The sequence below is a fragment of the Anaerocolumna sp. AGMB13020 genome (assembly GCF_033100115.1).
In the GTDB taxonomy this organism is placed as follows: Bacteria; Bacillota; Clostridia; order Lachnospirales; family Lachnospiraceae; genus Anaerocolumna.
The window spans coordinates 1769151-1786208 of the sequence record NZ_CP136910.1 but is presented as its reverse complement, the minus strand read 5'-3'; the positions used below and the strand labels follow the sequence as shown (position 1 = coordinate 1786208).

Below are 17058 nucleotides of genomic sequence, written 5' to 3'. Positions count from 1 at the left end.
AGAACCATGGGAGCATCAAAAGTAATGTATCAGAAAAAAAAGAGATTTCAAATAAAGAACCTTATATATACAGGTATTATCGGTCTGATTCTGACCATATTCGTTATTGTGACCATATATCCAATCATTAATACCCTGGCAATTTCCTTTAACGATGCCATCGATTCTCTTCGTGGAGGAATCCATCTACTGCCCCGTAAATGGACGCTTGAAAATTATAAGACCGTATTACACAAAGAGAGTATGGTAACAGGTCTGTATATATCGGTGCTAAGAACAGTGGTTGGTACCGTATTGCAGCTTTCTGTAACCGCTTTGATTGCCTTTGTTATCAGCAGAAAGAATTTTATTTTTGCCAAACCCATCTCTGTGCTCTATGTAATGACCATGTATATAAACGGTGGTCTGATACCAGGATTTTTGCTGAATAAGAGCCTGGGCTTTACCAACAGTTTCTGGGTGTATATTATTCCAGGTATGGTTAGTGCCTTCAACCTGCTGGTTATCCGTACATATATGAACGGCCTGCCGGACAGTCTGGAGGAATCGGCTATGATGGATGGTGCCGGATACTTTACTATTTTTCGAAAAATCATTGTTCCCTTATGTATGCCGGTATTTGCAACCGTAGCATTGTTCATTGCCGTAGGACAGTGGAATGCCTGGTTTGATGTTATGCTTTATAATCGTATGAATGAGAACCTTACCACCCTTCAGTATGAGCTTATGAAGCTGTTGTCTTCCGTCAGCCAGCTAAGTGGAGATGCCAATACTTCCAGAGTAGCGGGAACCAGTACGCAGGTTACCACTACTTCCGTACGTGCGGCAGCGACCATTCTGACCTGTCTGCCCATTGTTGCCCTGTATCCTTTCCTGCAAAGATATTTCGTGACAGGGCTTACCATCGGAGGTGTAAAAGAATAATAAGAGATACGAAAGCATCAGGTGCTTTAATAGAGTGAGTATTACATTGAGGAGTAGAAAATGGATAAACAGATAGATGTACGAATAAAGAAAGACGACAGTGTACCCTTTCATAACAAAGCCTGCTACTGCATCGGCACAGGGCGCATGAATCTGGCTTTAAGACACGAATACCACAAGCAGCTTGAGAAGGTACAAAAAGAAATAGGCTTTTCCTATATCCGAGGTCATGGACTATTCTGTGATGATATGGCTATCTATCAGACCTATGAGGAGGATGGAGTGGAAAAGGTTGAATATAATTTCACTTATGTGGATATGGTATTTGACGATTATCTTTCCCTGGGATTGAAACCTTTTGTGGAATTGGGATTTATGCCGGAAAAACTGGCCTCTGGCAGCCAGACCATATTTTACTGGAAAGGCAATGTTACGCCACCCTCCGATTATGGTAAATGGGCAGAATTGATAAAGGCTACCATTAATCACTGGATTTCCCGTTATGGTATAGAAGAGGTAAGAACCTGGCTCTTTGAAGTCTGGAATGAACCGAACCTTCCGGGATTCTGGAAGGGTGCAGATATGCAGGAATATTTTCGCTTGTATGAAGTATCCAGTAAGGCCGTGAAAGCATGTGATGTCCAGTTAAGAGTCGGAGGTCCTGCTATCTGCGGTGTGGATGATGAACGCTGGCTGAGTCTGTTCCTTGCTTTTTGCTCAGAGCACAAGACCCCACTGGATTTTGTCACCAGGCATGCTTATGCAACGGAAATGCCTGTCAGAGAAGGGCATTATGATTACCAAAAATTAAGAAGCCAGGAAGTTTTTCTATCTGAACTCCGTACCAGCAGAGATATTATTGACAGTTTTTCTGAATATGCCGGTATGGAAATGCATATTACGGAATTCAATACGTCCTATACACCCTTAAACCCGATCCATGATACCAATCTGAATGCAGCATATGTTGCCGGGCTCTTAAATGAAATGGGTGATGTCTGTGCTTCCTATTCCTACTGGACCTTTGGTGATGTTTTTGAGGAAGCAGGGGTTGCCTATACACCTTTTTCCGGTGGTTTTGGCCTGTTGGCAAATGGTATGATACCAAAACCTACGTTTTATACGTTTTTATTTTTTCAAAAGCTTCAGGGGCAGGCAGTTGCAAGAGGAAAGCAGTATGTGGTAACCAGGGATGGGGAGGGAAATCTCAGAGGAATCTGCTGGAATCCCGTAGAAGAGGGCGATAAGGAGGAGCTTATCCTAGACCTCCGTATTGAGACAGATAACGGTGAATATCTGCTGGTGACAAAGCTGGTAGACGAAAATACCTGTAACCCTTTAAAAGACTGGATCAATCTTGGAAATCCAGCCAATCCCTCCAAAGAACAGCTGGAACTCCTTCGTGAATGCAGCCAGCCTTACACAGCAACAAAAACAGTTACTGTGCAGGAGCAGACCGCTGAAATACAGATTATCCTGTCAGACAATGCAATATGTTATTTTGAGTTGAAAAAGATTACCAGAAATCCTGACAGAGGCTTCCGGGAAGAGCTGATAAAAGGAGCTCAGCTATAGGAAAAGCAATCCGGTTCAGTGCAGATTTCGGTATTGTTTGTAATATTTACCGGGAGATATACCGGTAAGATTGGTAAAGGAACGTATAAAGTTTGCATAATCAGAGAAACCTGCCAGTGAGCAGGTTTCCGAAACACTGTAGCCCTCCAGCAGCAATTTCCTGGCAAAAGTTATCTTCTGGTCAAGAATATAGGTGCGGAGGGTTAGTCCCGTGTGGTGCTTGAATTGGGAACTGATATAGGTTCCGTTTAGATAAAACATCTGAGACAGGCGGGAAAGGGTAAGCTCTTCGGTAAGGTGCTCGGAAATATACACCATGACCCGGCTGATCAGCTCCGGCATGATATTGCGTTCTTTTACGCTTGTACTGTGATAGTAATGTTCGTTTATAAAGACCAGGAGCTGGGTCAGATATGCGTTTGTCAGAACGTCATGACCGAATTCCGTCTGTTTCATAGCAAAGTTCAGCAGTCCGTTAAGATTCAGGAACTGCTTCTTTGCAGTGGTGTTTAAGTGAATATGTCTGGCATATTCTGCCGAACCAGCATGAAAGCAGGAGGAGAGATCTGTACGACTGCTGGAAAGTTTTCGCAGCACAGGCTCTTTCAGGTTGATGATTGTCCGGTCATAGGTAGTTGAATCCAGACATACACTCCGGTGAAGCTGGTCAGGGCTGATCAGAAAAAGATCCCCCGGAACCAGCTGGTAGCAGGAGTGTTCAATGTAAAGCTTTACATTTCCACCAAGAAAAAAATAAATCTCATAGGCATTATGCCGATGATATGAAAGATTGCTGGTACTTTGGTCTTCCGGAATAGTGGTGTTATGATAACAGAGCAAGTCGCTCTGAATAGGAACCATTGTATCAAATGACATATCCATATACCTCATATTAGATTATTCTGCTAGTACTAGTTCTTATATATTCTATATATCTCAGACAAGTCCGTTTATCGTGTCAGCTGTCAGTTGCAAACCTTGCAGTCCGTATTACTTAGTGGCTGCACATGGTATATCAAAGTACCGTATCCTGCCTGTTCATAATTCTCAAATAGTAATTTAACGCAATAAAGATACCGTAATCTGCAAAGATTATATCATGAAATTCCTTTATAATTCAATACAGGGAGTACTAAAATTACTGAATAGCTACAAAACAAAAAGGAATGGAGAGAATATGGAGCAGATAATTATTGGAAGAAACCTATGGTTCTACGAAGAAGAGGAAGCCTTTGCAGGAGTCCGAAGAATTGCAGTAAAAGTCAGGGAAGATATTCAGATGATAACTGGTACAATGCCAGGCTGTATCAGAAAAGAAGAATTGATTGATCATGGGCAAGATATCGATGCAGTAATTTACGGAACCTTTGATAAAAGTCCTGTACTGGAACAGCTGAGTCGTGAAGGAAGAATAAACCTCCGGGAAATCCAGGGGAAAAGAGAAGTTTTTAAGTTCCAACTGATAGAAAAGCCTGTAACAGGGATAGGGAAAGCAATTCTGATAGCCGGCAGTGATAAAAGAGGAACGATATACGGACTGTTTCACTTATCCGAGTTGTTAGGAGTATCTCCGTTGGTTAACTGGAGCGGTGTCTGCCCTGCAAAGAAACCGGAGATGATACTGTATGACAGCTGCCAAATGGTTTCAAAGGAACCTTCTGTTAAATATCGAGGTATATTTATCAATGATGAGTGGCCGGCTTTTGGCAACTGGGCAATGAAAAATTTCGGAGGAATCAATGCAAGATGCTATGAGAAGGTCTTTGAATTATTGCTAAGGAATAAAGGTAATTATCTTTGGCCTGCCATGTGGGGGTCTGATTTCAACCTGGACGGACCGGGACTTGAAAGTGCAATCCTGGCCGATGAACTTGGAGTCGTAATGAGCACTTCCCATCATGAACCCTGTATGCGCAGTGGAAATGAGTATGGAAAGGTCAGGGGAAAAGCTTCTGTTTACGGTGATGCTTGGGATTTTCAGAGTAATCGGGAAGGAATCCTTAAATTCTGGGAGGATGGCCTAAAACGGAACAGTCAATTCGAAAATGTAATTACCCTTGGAATGCGAGGCGAAAATGACACTGCTATCATGCAGAAGGCATCCCTGGCGGAGAATATCGCGCTCTTAAGAGAGGTTCTCCGGGAACAGAACCGGTTGATTCGTGAGCAGGTGAATAAGGAGCTTCATAAGGTGCCGAGACAAATTGTCTTATTTACCGAGGTGGAGGCTTTCTTTTATGGAGATGAGAATACACCCGGACTAATGGAAGATCCGGAGCTTGAGGGAGTGACCCTCATGTTAAGTGACAACAATCACGGCTATAACAGAACCCTGCCGACGGAAAAGATGCGGGATCATAAAGGTGGGTACGGAATGTATTACCATATCGACATGCATGGTGGAGCCCATTCATATCAGTGGATTGGTTCCACTTATCTTCCTAAGGTGTGGGAGCAGCTGTCCATGGCATATGATTATGGGGTAAGAGATATCTGGGTGGTCAATGTGGGAGATATCGGAACCCAGGAATTTGCTCTTTCCTATATTCTGGAGCTGGCCTATGATATGGATATGCTGGGTTCGACCAACCCAAATAATACAAGAGATTTTACGGAGCATTGGGTAAGACGGCAGTTCGGTGAAGGTTTTGAGGAACAGGAGCTTATGGATATAGCCTGTATCCTTGAGAAATATACTCTGATGTGCGAGCGGCGCAAACATGAGATAATGAATGAAAAGATATATCATCCGGTACATTTTGGGGAAGCAGAAGAACTTCTCCGTAATTCCGAATGGATCATCAACCGCTGCAATGAATTGAAATCAAGGTGTCCTGACTTTCTGGCTTCCGGTTTTTATGAGCTGATCTTCTACCCGGCAGTGGGAACGGCCAATCTTATGAAGACCTGGATACTGGCAGGAAGAAATGAATTCTATGCAAGACAGAACCGGATGGAAGCTAATCTTTTGGCAGAGAAGATAGAGAATTGCCTCTCTTATGATAAAGCCATCACAGAGATCTTACATACCCTGGATGGCGGCAGGTTTTATGGTTTTGGGCTGTCCGAGCATTTTGGATTTACCAAATGGTGCGAAGATGACAATAAATACCCTCTGAAAATATATACAGTACCAGCCAATAATCCCAGAATAATAGTAAGCAAATCCGATTCAGGGGAGTACAATATCGGTAAACACTGGATAGGGAATCATATGAGATTTCAAGATTTCCTCAGACCGGACAGGGATTGTTTCACCCTTGATATTGCCTGTGGAAGTGAAGGACCTGTCTGGTACCGTATTTTATCGGATTGTCCCTGGCTCCGGTTTTCGAAGACTAGCGGAGAGACCTGCTTAAAAGATACGATTACAGTAACAGTTGAACGTTCCTTGTTGAAAGGAAAAGAAGAAGGGATCTTTTATGTAGAGGGAAACGACAATGCCAGGGTTATCATATCGGTAGAAGCAGAACAGCCGGATCTTTCAAGGTATGAGCCCATGACCTTTCTTGAATATGATGGTTATATTGCTATGGAGGCGGACCACTATTATAACAAAGGTTCTGTAAAAGGAGCAGATTTTATAAGGCTTGCTCCCTATGGACGGACAGGAACTGCCATGAAGGTGTATCCAGCCGATGCAGACTTTCTTAAAGCCCAGGAGCGGCCCTGGTTAGAATACCGTTTTGTAGCGGGAAACGATGGGATTTATGAAGCCTGCTTTTATCTGGCGCCGTCAACGCCTGTGGATAACAGGAAATTTCAATATGTGGGTACCTCTATGAACGGAGAGACCGTTTCTGTTGAAAATACGGTATGGAACATGGATATTCCATACTTTCTAAGTCCCCAGTGGAGCAGGGAGGCACAGGATTCGGTTAAGCTCTATCATAAAAAATTTAACTGCCGTAAAGGTGAAAATACACTGCGCTTCTATCCGGTAAGTCCCAATATTATCCTGGAACGAATCGTATTACATCCGGAACATGTGACGCTGCCTCAATCTTATCTGGGGCCGTTGGAAAGCTTTTATTGCTGGAAATAAGAGACAATTTGTTAAGTTAATATATCAGTTAAGAAGAAAGCCATAAACATACACGGAAACGGCTGTGAGTTTATGGCTTTTACAATTCTCATTGGGGCAAAGTACCAGGCAGCATAGTGTTAAGCTGATACTTTTTAGGAGATAAGCCTACCTGTTTGGTAAAGGTTCGGTAGAAGTTGGAGTAATCATTAAAACCTGAAGAAAAACAAGCTTCCAGGGGAGAATACCCCTCATTCAGGTAATTCTTGGATAAAGTAATCCTTTTCTTTATAATATACTGCTGCAGGGAAAGCCCTGTGATTTCTTTAAAACGCCGGCTGATATAAGTACCGTTATGATGCAGCTCTCCGGCCAGGAGTGAAAGAGAGATATCTTCTGTGAGATGTAACTCCACATAAATCATAACATCCTTGACCAGACGGGGCATAATATTTTCAGGAAGCTCTCTCCGGTTACCGGTCAAACGGTTTACCAGGACCAGAATCTGTTTAAGATAGCTTTCTGCCAGAATGTCACCGCCAAACTCCTTGCTGTTTAGTTCTTTGTTGAGTTTGTGGGACAGGTAGATATATTCCTCCATTTCCTCCTCCTTTAAATGCATAAGATTGATACATCCATCGGGCTGGCGGTAGAAACAGGTGGAAAGTGCGGTTAGATCTGAGGATAAAGAGGACATAACGGAATTTCTGATATTGATAATAATTCTTTCATAACATCCCGGTCTGACCAGCTCTCTGCGGTGAAAATCGTATGGTTTGATACAGATTAAGGTACCTGGACTCATATGTCTTCCCTGCTGCTCTACATAATAGTTTACGAAACCGCTGATAAACAGAAACAGCTCAAAGCCGTCATGGTTGTGAAAAAAATCCCCTCCAAAATCATCATATTTATGTTCACAGATTATATTCTTGTCCAAAGCATCCATTACTCTTTCTAATTCCATATTATATCCCCTTTGCTATTTAAATGAATTGCACAAAAAATAAAAATATTAAAAGAAGATTATATAAATAATAACAATAAAAAGTTGCATTACGCAATAAAAATGTATGATTATGCTTAGATGTGGTGTTGATTCTATATTATACTTAGTTTAATGAATTTACAATACATTTATGGAAACACATAACCTGAGGAGGAAGGCAATGGGCAAGAGCAGGAAAATAAAAGTTCAAAGACAGAATTATGCATGCAGTTCAAGACAGATATGGAGATATCGATGGCTTTATGTCATGTTGATACCAGTAATAGCTTTTTATATTATTTTCAAATATGTACCTATGTACGGTGTTACCATAGCTTTTAAGGATTACAATATGTTTAAAGGCGTATTTGCAAGCCCCTGGTGCGGTTTTAAGGTATTTGAAAAGATTTTTAAGAGCAGTAATTTCTGGCTGTCCGTACGGAATACGCTGTACCTGAATCTGCTGACCCTGGCAGTGAGTTTTCCTTTAACAATCATAGTTGCTTTAATGCTCAATGAAGTCAGGATGCTTAAGTTCAAAAAGATAACCCAGTCGATTCTTTATCTGCCCCATTTTGTATCCTGGGTGGTAGTTGCAGGAATTGCTACGAACTTATTTTCACAGCAGGGAGGAACGATTAATAACCTTCTGAACAGCATTGGAATTCCTTCCATACCCTTTCTAAGCCACCAGGGCTGGTGGGTGTTTACCTATGTTTTATGCAATGTCTGGAAGGATATCGGCTGGGGAACCATTATTTATCTTGCAGCACTTACCGGTGTGGATGAAAGCCTTTATGAGGCAGCTTATCTCGATGGTGCTACCAAATTTCAGAGACTCCTGTACATAACTCTCCCCTGCATAAAGCCGGTTATTGTCACCATGCTGATTCTGTCCGTATCCAAAATGATGACCATTGGACTGGATGCTCCGCTGCTACTGGGAAATTCCAAGGTAATGTCAATATCGGAAGTAATTAGCACCTATGTATACCGCATTGGTATAGAGCGGGCTAAATACAGTGATTCTACAGCAATTGGTCTGTTTCAGTCTGTGGTGAACATTATTATTTTATTTTTTGCTGATAGATTTGCCAAGTTAATTGGTGAAGAAGGAATTATTTAGGGGGATAAAAATATGACTGTTAAGATAATAAACGGTGTAAAAAAAATAACGGCTGGTTCCGTAATTCTTTATGCGATTTTGATCGTTTTGGTATTTGTATGCCTTTATCCGTTCCTGAATGTATTGGCATATTCCTTAAGTGGATACAATTCGGTGCTCTCCGGGAAGGTAACCTTCTATCCGATTGACTTTAATCTGGATGCCTATAAGGAAATCCTCGGAAAAAAGCAGATATGGTTTTCCATGAGGACAACGGTACTGGTAACACTAATGGGAACGGCTCTGAGCCTTGCCCTTACCATTCTGGCTGCTTACGCGCTTTCGAGAAAAAAGCTTCCCGGCAAAAAGCTCTTTTCCGGACTGATACTGTTCACTATGTATTTCAGTGGTGGCATGATACCGACCTTTATGGTCGTAAAGGGATTAAATCTTTATGACACCTTAGGTGCATTGTTTATTCCCCAGGCAATCAACGTATTTAACTTTATCGTTATGAGGACTTTTTTTCGGGAACTTCCGGAAAGTCTTGAGGAAGCAGCTCTCATAGATGGGGCCTCCGAGGTGCAGGTGCTGTTTCGTATCATACTTCCCTTATCTCTTGCAATTATAGCGACCATGGGTCTTTTTTATGCGGTAGGGTATTGGAACAGCTATTTTGATGCACTGTTGTATATTCAGAATCCTGATAAGTATACGCTGCAGTTACGGCTCAGAAGTCTCTTGTTCGGGGAGGAGCTAAACAATGCCGGTGGAGGTCTGGAGGGCGGAGGCACCAGAGTTATGACTCAGTCCTTAAAAATGGCTACGGTAGCGGTATCCACCATCCCGATACTCATTGTTTACCCCTGGCTCCAAAAGTATTTCGTAAAAGGAGTTATGTTGGGGTCAGTAAAAGGATGATAAAAGGCAATAGCAGAAATGTTTATATATTGCAAAGCGAAAGGCGGCTTTTGTTATAGTGTAAGTGGCCTGTAAAAAAGGAGAGGAAGGTTTATTTATGAAAAGAAGACTGATAGCAGGTATGCTGATTTTATCCATGACAGCCATTCTGTTTTCCGGATGCGGGAAAAATTCACAGAACAATGGTAGCAAGGAAACCAGCAATACGGAAGCGGCATCCGATGAAAAGGGAAAGACAGAAGCTTTGGGAGGAAGCAAGTACCAGACGACTTATGGGTCAAAGCAGTTTGACAATGTTACTATTACCGTGGAACTCTTTGACCGAAGCAACGCACCGGAGGGTTCTACAATAACCGATAACCGCTGGACAAAATATGTAAATCAGGAAATGAACAAAGTCGGTATTCATGTGGAATTCGTTCCGGTTCCCAGAGGAGACGAAGTAACAAAAATGCAGACTATGATGGCCTCTGGTACCGCACCGGATCTGACCATTACCTATACCTATGCTTACGCCGAGCAGTATTTAAAGGACGGGGGCATCTGGGATCTGTCAGAGTTCATCAATGGAAACGACCAGATACAGAATTTAAAGGAATATCTTGGCGAAGACGTTTTGGACATTGGCAGAACAGCAAATAATGAGGTGTTTGGTGTCGTAGCCAAAAGAGCTACTACGGCAAAGTCCAACCTTTTTCTTCGCAAGGACTGGCTGGATAAGCTGAATCTTCAGATTCCAACTACACCGGATGAACTTTATGATGTGATCTATAAAATGAAGTATGAGAATCCCGATGCTAGAAATACCACAATCGGCGCAATAATCTGGAACGGCTGGAATACCAAGATAGCGTTCTCAAAGCTTGCGGGGGATGAGAAAGAAAAAGCTATCGCTAACGAAGATTGTGAGGATTATTATGATCCCGGCAGCAGAGAATACTACCGATTTTTGAACAAGTTATATAATGCGGGATTGTTAAATCAGGAATATTACACCATGACAGGAGATAATTTTAACAGCTATATCGTTACCGGAGATGCAGGATTTTTTGAAGCCAATGTAAACTATGCGGTGGATGTTATGAGAGGTTCCCTGCTAAAGACGCTTCAGGAGAATGTACCCGGTGCAGATTTAGTATCCCTCCCTCCCTTAAAGAATATAAATGACGGAAAGCAATACAGCTCAGCTTATGCTTCTGGTGGTCTTGTAGCTTTCTGCCCCAAGACAGCCAGCGAGGAGAAAGTAGAAGCAGCGATGACTTACCTGGACTGGTTAGGTACCGAGGCAGGCGGCTTTGCAATATACCATGGCTTTGAAAATGAACATTTTACTTATGATGACAATGGTGTACCCGTTGTAAAGGATGCGGCTTACAATGCAAAAGACAAGGACTGGATTCGTGCGGATCTGTTCCTGGTGGGAAATCAAGGATATTTTATGACAGTAGAGGACTTTAATGCCTGCACCTCCAAAGAAGCACCAGGGTATGAAGATCACGTACTGGCGAATTATGAGTATGGACTGACAGGAACAGTTGTCCATGATGCAACCTACTCGGCCCCCTCCACACCCGACCTTATTACGGATATCAATCTTGTGAAAGATGAATATACTGTTTCAGCTGTAACCTGTCCCTCTGACCAGTTCGATGCGACCTATGATGAATACATGAAGAAGCTGGAGGATGCTGGCATACAGAGTATCATTAATGAAAGAACCGTTTATTATAATGATTTTTATGGCAGTAAATAAGTGCTTAACGGGCTTCTTTGGTAATAGGAAGAAGCCCGCTAAATAGAACCATCAGAAGAGGAATCGCATTTCTTTTACGCTGGTAATTTTCAGGTTGCCTGAGAGAGGAGAGGAAAAGAATTAAGATGAAAGCAGATGGTATGAATTATGCGCCTATAGGAAAACCGGCACCGGTAGTAAAGCCGGGAGAATTTTTTGTTGCGGCAATTGCTTTGGACCACGGGCATATCTACGGTATGTGCAACGGACTGAAGGAAGCAGGAGCCACTCTGAAGTGGGTATATGACCCAGATCCTGTTAAGGTGGAAAATTTTATCAAAACCTTTCCGCGAACCAAAGCAGCTCAAAGTGAAGAGGAAATACTACAAGATCCGGAAATAAAGCTGGTCTGCGGAGCTGCCGTAACGAACCTGCGCTGCGCACTGGGACTAAGGGTAATGGCTGCCGGAAAGGATTATTTTACGGATAAAGCTCCTCTGACCACCTTGGAGCAGCTTGCCAAAGCAAAAGCTATGACGGAACGTACAGGACGAAAATACATGGTATATTACAGCGAAAGAATCCATGTGGAGGCGGCTGTCTTTGCCGGGCAGTTAATCAAAGAAGGAGCTATCGGCAGGGTAATACATATTGATGGCTTTGGACCACATAGAGTCGGTAATCCAAAGAGCCGCCCGGAATGGTTCTTTGAAAAGGAGAAGTATGGCGGAATCCTGTGTGATATCGGAAGTCATCAAATTGAGCAGTTTCTGTATTATTGTGATGTGAAGGAGGCAGAGGTTAAATACAGTCAGGTGGGAAACTATGGACATCCCCTGTTTCCGGAATTAGAGGATTTTGGGGAGGCGGTGCTCTTGGGAGAGAATGGTGCCACTCAGCATTTTAGAGTAGACTGGTTTACTCCTGATGGCCTCAGTACCTGGGGAGACGGACGTACTTTCCTGCTTGGGACAAAAGGGTACATAGAGCTGCGCAAGTACTGTAATGTAGGAACACCGGACGGAACAGGAAACCATGTTTATCTGGTAAATGAAACGGTAGAACAGCATTTTGAAGTAACGGGACAGGTGGGATATCCCTATTTTGGGCAGCTGATCAAAGACTGCATCCATCGGACAGAACATGCCATGACCCAGGCCCATGCCTTTAAAGCTGCCGAACTTTGTGTCAAAGCAGAAATGCAGGCCCTGGTAGTCGAGTAGAGGAAAATGACAGGAGGAATCGAAATGATAAGAGTTGCGGTGGTAGGGACGGGAGGAATCTCACCTATGCACATAGAAGGTCTGCTGAACTTTCAAAATCGTTGCAGGATTGTTGCCCTTTGTGATATTTATCCGGAGAAAGCAGAAGGCATGAAAGAAAAATACAAGTTGGACTGTGAAATATTTAATGACCACCAGAAGATGTTATCCTCCGGTGTTAAAATTGATCTTGTCCATATCTGTACACCACCATATGTCCACAGTGAGATTGCTATCTATTCCATGAATGCCGGCTGCCATGTGGTAGTGGAAAAACCAATGGCTACCTGCCTTGCCGAATGTGATGCCATGCTGGAGGCCGAAAAGAAGAACGGAGTGGTTATGGCTTGCATTGCCCAAAACCGTTTCCGTAATTCAATCTACAAATTGAAGAAAATTGCAGAAAGCGGAATTGCAGGAAAAATCCGTTGTGCCCATATCAATTCCCATTGGTGGAGAGGGCACAGTTATTATGACCTTTGGTGGAGGGGGACATGGGAAAAGGAAGGTGGTGGCCCGACCCTAAATCATGCTGTGCATCATATCGACATGCTCAACTGGCTTGAAGGAGAGTTGCCTAAAGCTGTAACTGCCTTGCTTACAAATACGGGTCATGACAATTCTGAGGTCGAGGATCTCTCTCTTGCCATTCTAACCTATACAGATGGCAGCGCAGCCAGCATTACAAGCTCGGTAATCCATCATGGAGAAGAACAGGGTATCGAACTGCAATGCGATAATGCAAAGATCTCCGCACCCTGGAAGATACAGGCCGAAATTTCCAAGGAAAATGGATTTCCAGTGACGGGAGGCAATCAGGCTCTTCTCAATGAAATACAATACCTCTATGATTCTCTTCCGGATCTTCCTTATGAAGGCCATACCGGTGAAATCGATGATATCCTTAGAGCGCTGGAAGAAGGAACAAGACCTCTGATTACCGGTATTGACGGCAGAAAGACCGTGGAACTGATAACGGCAGTTTATAAAGCCGGGAGTCGAAGAGAATGGACAGTGCTTCCTCTACAAAAAGATGACCCCTTCTACACTTTTGAAGGTATACAAAAAGAAGCTATCCGGTTTTATGAGAAAAAGGTCTCTGTAGAGAATTTTAAACCGGATAGCATTACGGTTCCTTAGCAACACCGGTATAGATCACGGAATTGGGTTGGAGTCTGAGATTCGTATTTCTTAAAGACAGCGCAAAAATAACTGCAATCGTGAAAACCTGATATTTCTGCAACCTCTCGGACAGTTGTTTCAGGGTGGCTGATAAGGTATTCTTTGGCTAGATTGATTTTATACCGTATGGTGTAGGTTATTGGACTGATTCCGAAACTTTCCTTGAAAATACGGCATAGATAGGAGGGGGATATTCTTACCTGAGCTGCCATATCTTCTAATGTAACCTCCTGCTGGATGGTATTCTTTATATAATGAAGAATATCCTCCAGCATTTTTTCTTTTTTTCGTAAACCTTTTGTATCTGAATGGAATTTTTGGGCTGTCAATCCCGTAAGAAAACGGTAAAAAATACCGGAGGATTCTGACATACCTGTTGAACGGCGGGAAATCAACAGGTTCCAAATCAGATTGTAACATATCACATAATCCTCTGAATTTCTGATTCGAAAAGCCTCCTCTGAGGGAAAGTCAATTGCCTTAAGTAGTGATTCTATTTTGGGACAGTTGAAGAGAATCCAGCGGAGGCTCCATTGTTCCGTGACCGGATAATACTCATGGGGAATGTTAGCCGGGAAAAAGAAAAGCATTCCCTTTTCTATCGTATACTCCTTCCCGCTAATCCGGTATTTACCGGTTCCTTTCTCGCAAAAGGCGAGTTGATGGGAAGAAAAGTCTTCTTCCCTGTTTTTATGAGTCTGAAATTTATCCCAGCCAATCCCTGTAATCCAGAGCGGAAGCTCCTTATCCCGATCTGTCTGTATGGTAAAAAAACATTCCATTATAATAGCCTTTCTTGTGTTCAATATATTAATATAATATCAAAATATTATGATTGTTACAATAATATAAGCGTTTTATAATAGGGTAAGATAATAATATGGAAAGGCAGACCAGGCAGTCTTTGACTGCAGACGGAGGTGAGTATGAGAGAAGAGAAAATGATTAATAACGGTTGGAAATTCCTGTTCGGTGATTATCTGGAGGCAAAGGAGACAGATTATATTGACTCAGAATGGTATGATATCTGTTTGCCGCATACTTTTTCTCTGCCCTACTTTATGGAAAATGAATTCTATGTGGGCTATGGCTGTTACCGAAAGCTGATAGTAATTCAAAAGAAATGGATATTTAAGGAAATATCCCTGATTTTTGGAGCAGCTTTTCAGGCAGCGGAGGTCTATGTAAACGGAGTATTGGCAGGCGTTCATAAAGGAGGGTATACAGCCTTTCAGATTCCTATTGCCCATCTGGTCAGAGAGGGGGAGAATCTGTTGTTTGTCCGCTTGAATAATCTATGGGATGGAGCTCTTGCACCCAGAGCCGGGGAGCATGTATTCAGCGGAGGACTGTATAGAGAGGTAAGTCTGCTGGTAACCGATCAGATTCATGTGAACTGGAATGGGACCTTTGTCTATGGAGAGGAAATAAGTCAGGAGGAAGCAGCTATGAAACTTCTGACGGAATTGGTAAATAAAAGGGATACCGAAGTGACCTGCCGTCTGGAGTCTGTTATCTCCCAGGGGGGAGAAGAGCTTGAAAAACTTGTGGAACTGGTGAAGCTTCCGGCTAATAGTCAGGTTACAAAGGAATCGGCTTTCTGGATTTCTTCTCCCAGCCTTTGGCATCCGGAGCATCCCGCGTTATATCTTCTTAAGACCCGACTTTATGTGAACGACTGCTTCTGTGACCTGTATGAGACTACGTTCGGCATTCGGTATTTCAAATTCGATAAGGAAGAGGGTTTTTTTCTCAACGGGGAGCATTATGAAATTCAGGGAGCTAATGTACACCAGGACCATGCCGGCTGGGGAGATGCTGTTACCAGGACAGCGTTAGGCCGTGACGTGCAGATGATTAAGGACTGTGGCATGAATTTTATTAGGGGTTCCCATTATCCCCATCATCCTTGCTTTGCAAAAGCCTGTGATGAAAAAGGCCTCCTCTTCTGGTCAGAGCTTTGCTTTTGGGGTACCGGCGGACCCGATGCAGATGGCTATTGGACAGCCTCTGGGTACCCTGTGAAGGAGGAAGAGGAGGCAGGTTTTGAAAAGAGCTGTATGGATACCCTGGAAGAAATGATAAGGCAGAATCGCAACAGTCCTTCTATTGTTATATGGAGCATGTGCAATGAGCCTTTCTTCTCAGCAGCCCAGGTTCAGGACAAAGCCTGCCATTTGGCACGGAGGCTGGTTGAAAAGAGCCATGAACTGGATCCATCAAGGCCGGCAGGTCTGGGCGGGGTACAGAGGGGGGATTTTGACCTGATTGGAGATGTTGCCGGTTATAACGGGGACGGAGCCTCCCTCTATATCCACCCCGATGTACCCAATCTGGTAACGGAATACGGGAGCGTAGTAGGAGATCGACCGGGGGTATTCAGCCCAAATTTCAGGGATACGGCAGAATGCAGATACAAATGGCGCTCAGGCAGGGCTTTATGGTGCGCTTTTCATCACGGTAGTATTTTTGGAGACATGGGGCATATGGGAATGATTGATTATGCAAGGCTTCCTTTGAATACCTATTACTGGTACAGAAAAGAACTTCGGGGTATTGAACCGGAGGAAGAACACAAGGAAGGGATACCCTATGGACTAAGCCTGACGACTGACCGGCAGACAATAAGGACCGACGGTACGGAGGATGCATTTCTTATAATTTCCCTTGTAGACAAGGAGGGACGGATATTAAGCAATACAGCAGAAGTTACTCTTCGGGTGGAAGAGGGAGGAGGGCTATTTCCCACTGGAACATCCATGGTATTCAGTCCTGAAAACGGCAGATTCTTGGATGGTCAGGGAGCAGTGGAGTTCCGGACCGCCTATGAGGGAAAGAATCGCATTACAGCAAGTGCAGAGGGTATAGGGACAGCTGAACTAATCATAACAGGGCAGGGAGGAGAAGTGTGGCAGGGGCAGAAGCGGATTCTGCCGCAGCCACCCCCTTACAAGACCGGTATGCCTGTGCCGCCGGAGGGAACGGTTTTATCCATCCATAAACCTGTATTCTGCAGCAGTTGCCTGGAGGGGCATCCGGCAAGCTGTCTGACCGAGGAAAATGAGGAAATATGGAAAGCGGAAGGCAGCGGTCAATGGGTAATGGCTGACCTTGAGGGGACGAACAGAGTTACTGTGGTGGAAATCGAATTCGCTGAAAAAACAGCGGAAGGTTATCGGGTGTTATATTCCTGTAACGGTAATGAATTTACCGAACTGAGTGCAGGAATTGTAAAGGATGAGTTTCTGCTGAGCTACCATCTGGTACCTACGAAAATGAGATATGTGAGGGTCTGCTTTCATGGAGAGTCACAGCCACTTAAACGGATTAGGATATATGGCTGAA

The 17058-nt window shown here is 43.5% G+C and carries 12 protein-coding genes; 9 read left to right on the top strand and 3 right to left on the bottom strand.

The features are described from left to right. Positions 1 to 6 precede the first annotated feature (6 nt). Positions 7 to 924: a carbohydrate ABC transporter permease gene (locus R2R35_RS07070; protein ID WP_331670250.1), complete on the top strand. Its 918-nt coding sequence runs from the start codon at positions 7 to 9 to the stop codon at positions 922 to 924. A gap of 60 nt (positions 925 to 984) precedes the next feature. Further along, complete coding sequence (locus R2R35_RS07065) at positions 985 to 2499, top strand: GH39 family glycosyl hydrolase (protein ID WP_317733801.1); 1515 nt, start codon at positions 985 to 987, stop codon at positions 2497 to 2499. Between the two features lie 15 nt (positions 2500 to 2514). Here the strand turns inward: R2R35_RS07065 and R2R35_RS07060 are convergent, their stop codons facing one another. Beyond that, positions 2515 to 3375, bottom strand: a complete 861-nt coding sequence (locus R2R35_RS07060) for a helix-turn-helix domain-containing protein (RefSeq protein ID WP_317733800.1) — start codon at positions 3373 to 3375, stop codon at positions 2515 to 2517. 301 nt (positions 3376 to 3676) lie between these two features. Between R2R35_RS07060 and R2R35_RS07055 the strand changes: the two genes are divergently transcribed. Next, entirely contained in the window at positions 3677 to 6544 is a 2868-nt protein-coding gene (locus tag R2R35_RS07055; RefSeq protein WP_317733799.1) for a glycosyl hydrolase 115 family protein, read from the top strand. 88 nt (positions 6545 to 6632) lie between these two features. On the opposite strand, the gene R2R35_RS07050 is transcribed toward R2R35_RS07055, so the two are convergent. Continuing rightward, positions 6633 to 7490 (bottom strand): helix-turn-helix domain-containing protein, encoded by an 858-nt coding sequence (locus R2R35_RS07050; RefSeq protein WP_317733798.1) that lies wholly within the window; start codon positions 7488 to 7490, stop codon positions 6633 to 6635. 202 nt (positions 7491 to 7692) lie between these two features. On the opposite strand from R2R35_RS07050, the gene R2R35_RS07045 reads away from it, so the two are divergent. The 5 genes from R2R35_RS07045 (at position 7693) to R2R35_RS07025 (ending at position 13671) form a co-directional block, all read left to right on the top strand. Then, the gene (locus R2R35_RS07045; RefSeq protein WP_317733797.1) at positions 7693 to 8637 is read left to right on the top strand and encodes an ABC transporter permease; all 945 of its coding nucleotides are present in this window, start codon (positions 7693 to 7695) and stop codon (positions 8635 to 8637) included. 12 nt (positions 8638 to 8649) lie between these two features. Then, a complete protein-coding gene (locus R2R35_RS07040) occupies positions 8650 to 9537 on the top strand; it encodes a carbohydrate ABC transporter permease (RefSeq protein WP_317733796.1) in 888 nt (295 codons plus the stop codon). A gap of 97 nt (positions 9538 to 9634) precedes the next feature. Beyond that, positions 9635 to 11290 carry an extracellular solute-binding protein gene (locus R2R35_RS07035; RefSeq protein WP_317733795.1) on the top strand — a complete coding sequence of 552 codons (1656 nt, stop codon included), beginning with the start codon at positions 9635 to 9637 and terminating at the stop codon, positions 11288 to 11290. 125 nt (positions 11291 to 11415) lie between these two features. Beyond that, positions 11416 to 12492, top strand: a complete 1077-nt coding sequence (locus tag R2R35_RS07030; protein WP_317733794.1) for a Gfo/Idh/MocA family protein — start codon at positions 11416 to 11418, stop codon at positions 12490 to 12492. 24 nt (positions 12493 to 12516) lie between these two features. Beyond that, complete coding sequence (locus R2R35_RS07025; RefSeq protein WP_317733793.1) at positions 12517 to 13671, top strand: Gfo/Idh/MocA family protein; 1155 nt, start codon at positions 12517 to 12519, stop codon at positions 13669 to 13671. On the opposite strand, the gene R2R35_RS07020 is transcribed toward R2R35_RS07025, so the two are convergent. Beyond that, complete coding sequence (locus tag R2R35_RS07020; protein ID WP_317733792.1) at positions 13668 to 14495, bottom strand: AraC family transcriptional regulator; 828 nt, start codon at positions 14493 to 14495, stop codon at positions 13668 to 13670. The genes R2R35_RS07025 and R2R35_RS07020 overlap by 4 nt on opposite strands. Before the next feature lie 144 nt (positions 14496 to 14639). Here R2R35_RS07020 and R2R35_RS07015 point away from each other — a divergent pair, with 144 nt between their 5' ends. Beyond that, positions 14640 to 17057, top strand: coding sequence for a glycoside hydrolase family 2 protein (locus tag R2R35_RS07015; RefSeq protein ID WP_317733791.1), 2418 nt, complete (start codon positions 14640 to 14642; stop codon positions 17055 to 17057). Position 17058: the final 1 nt, after the last annotated feature.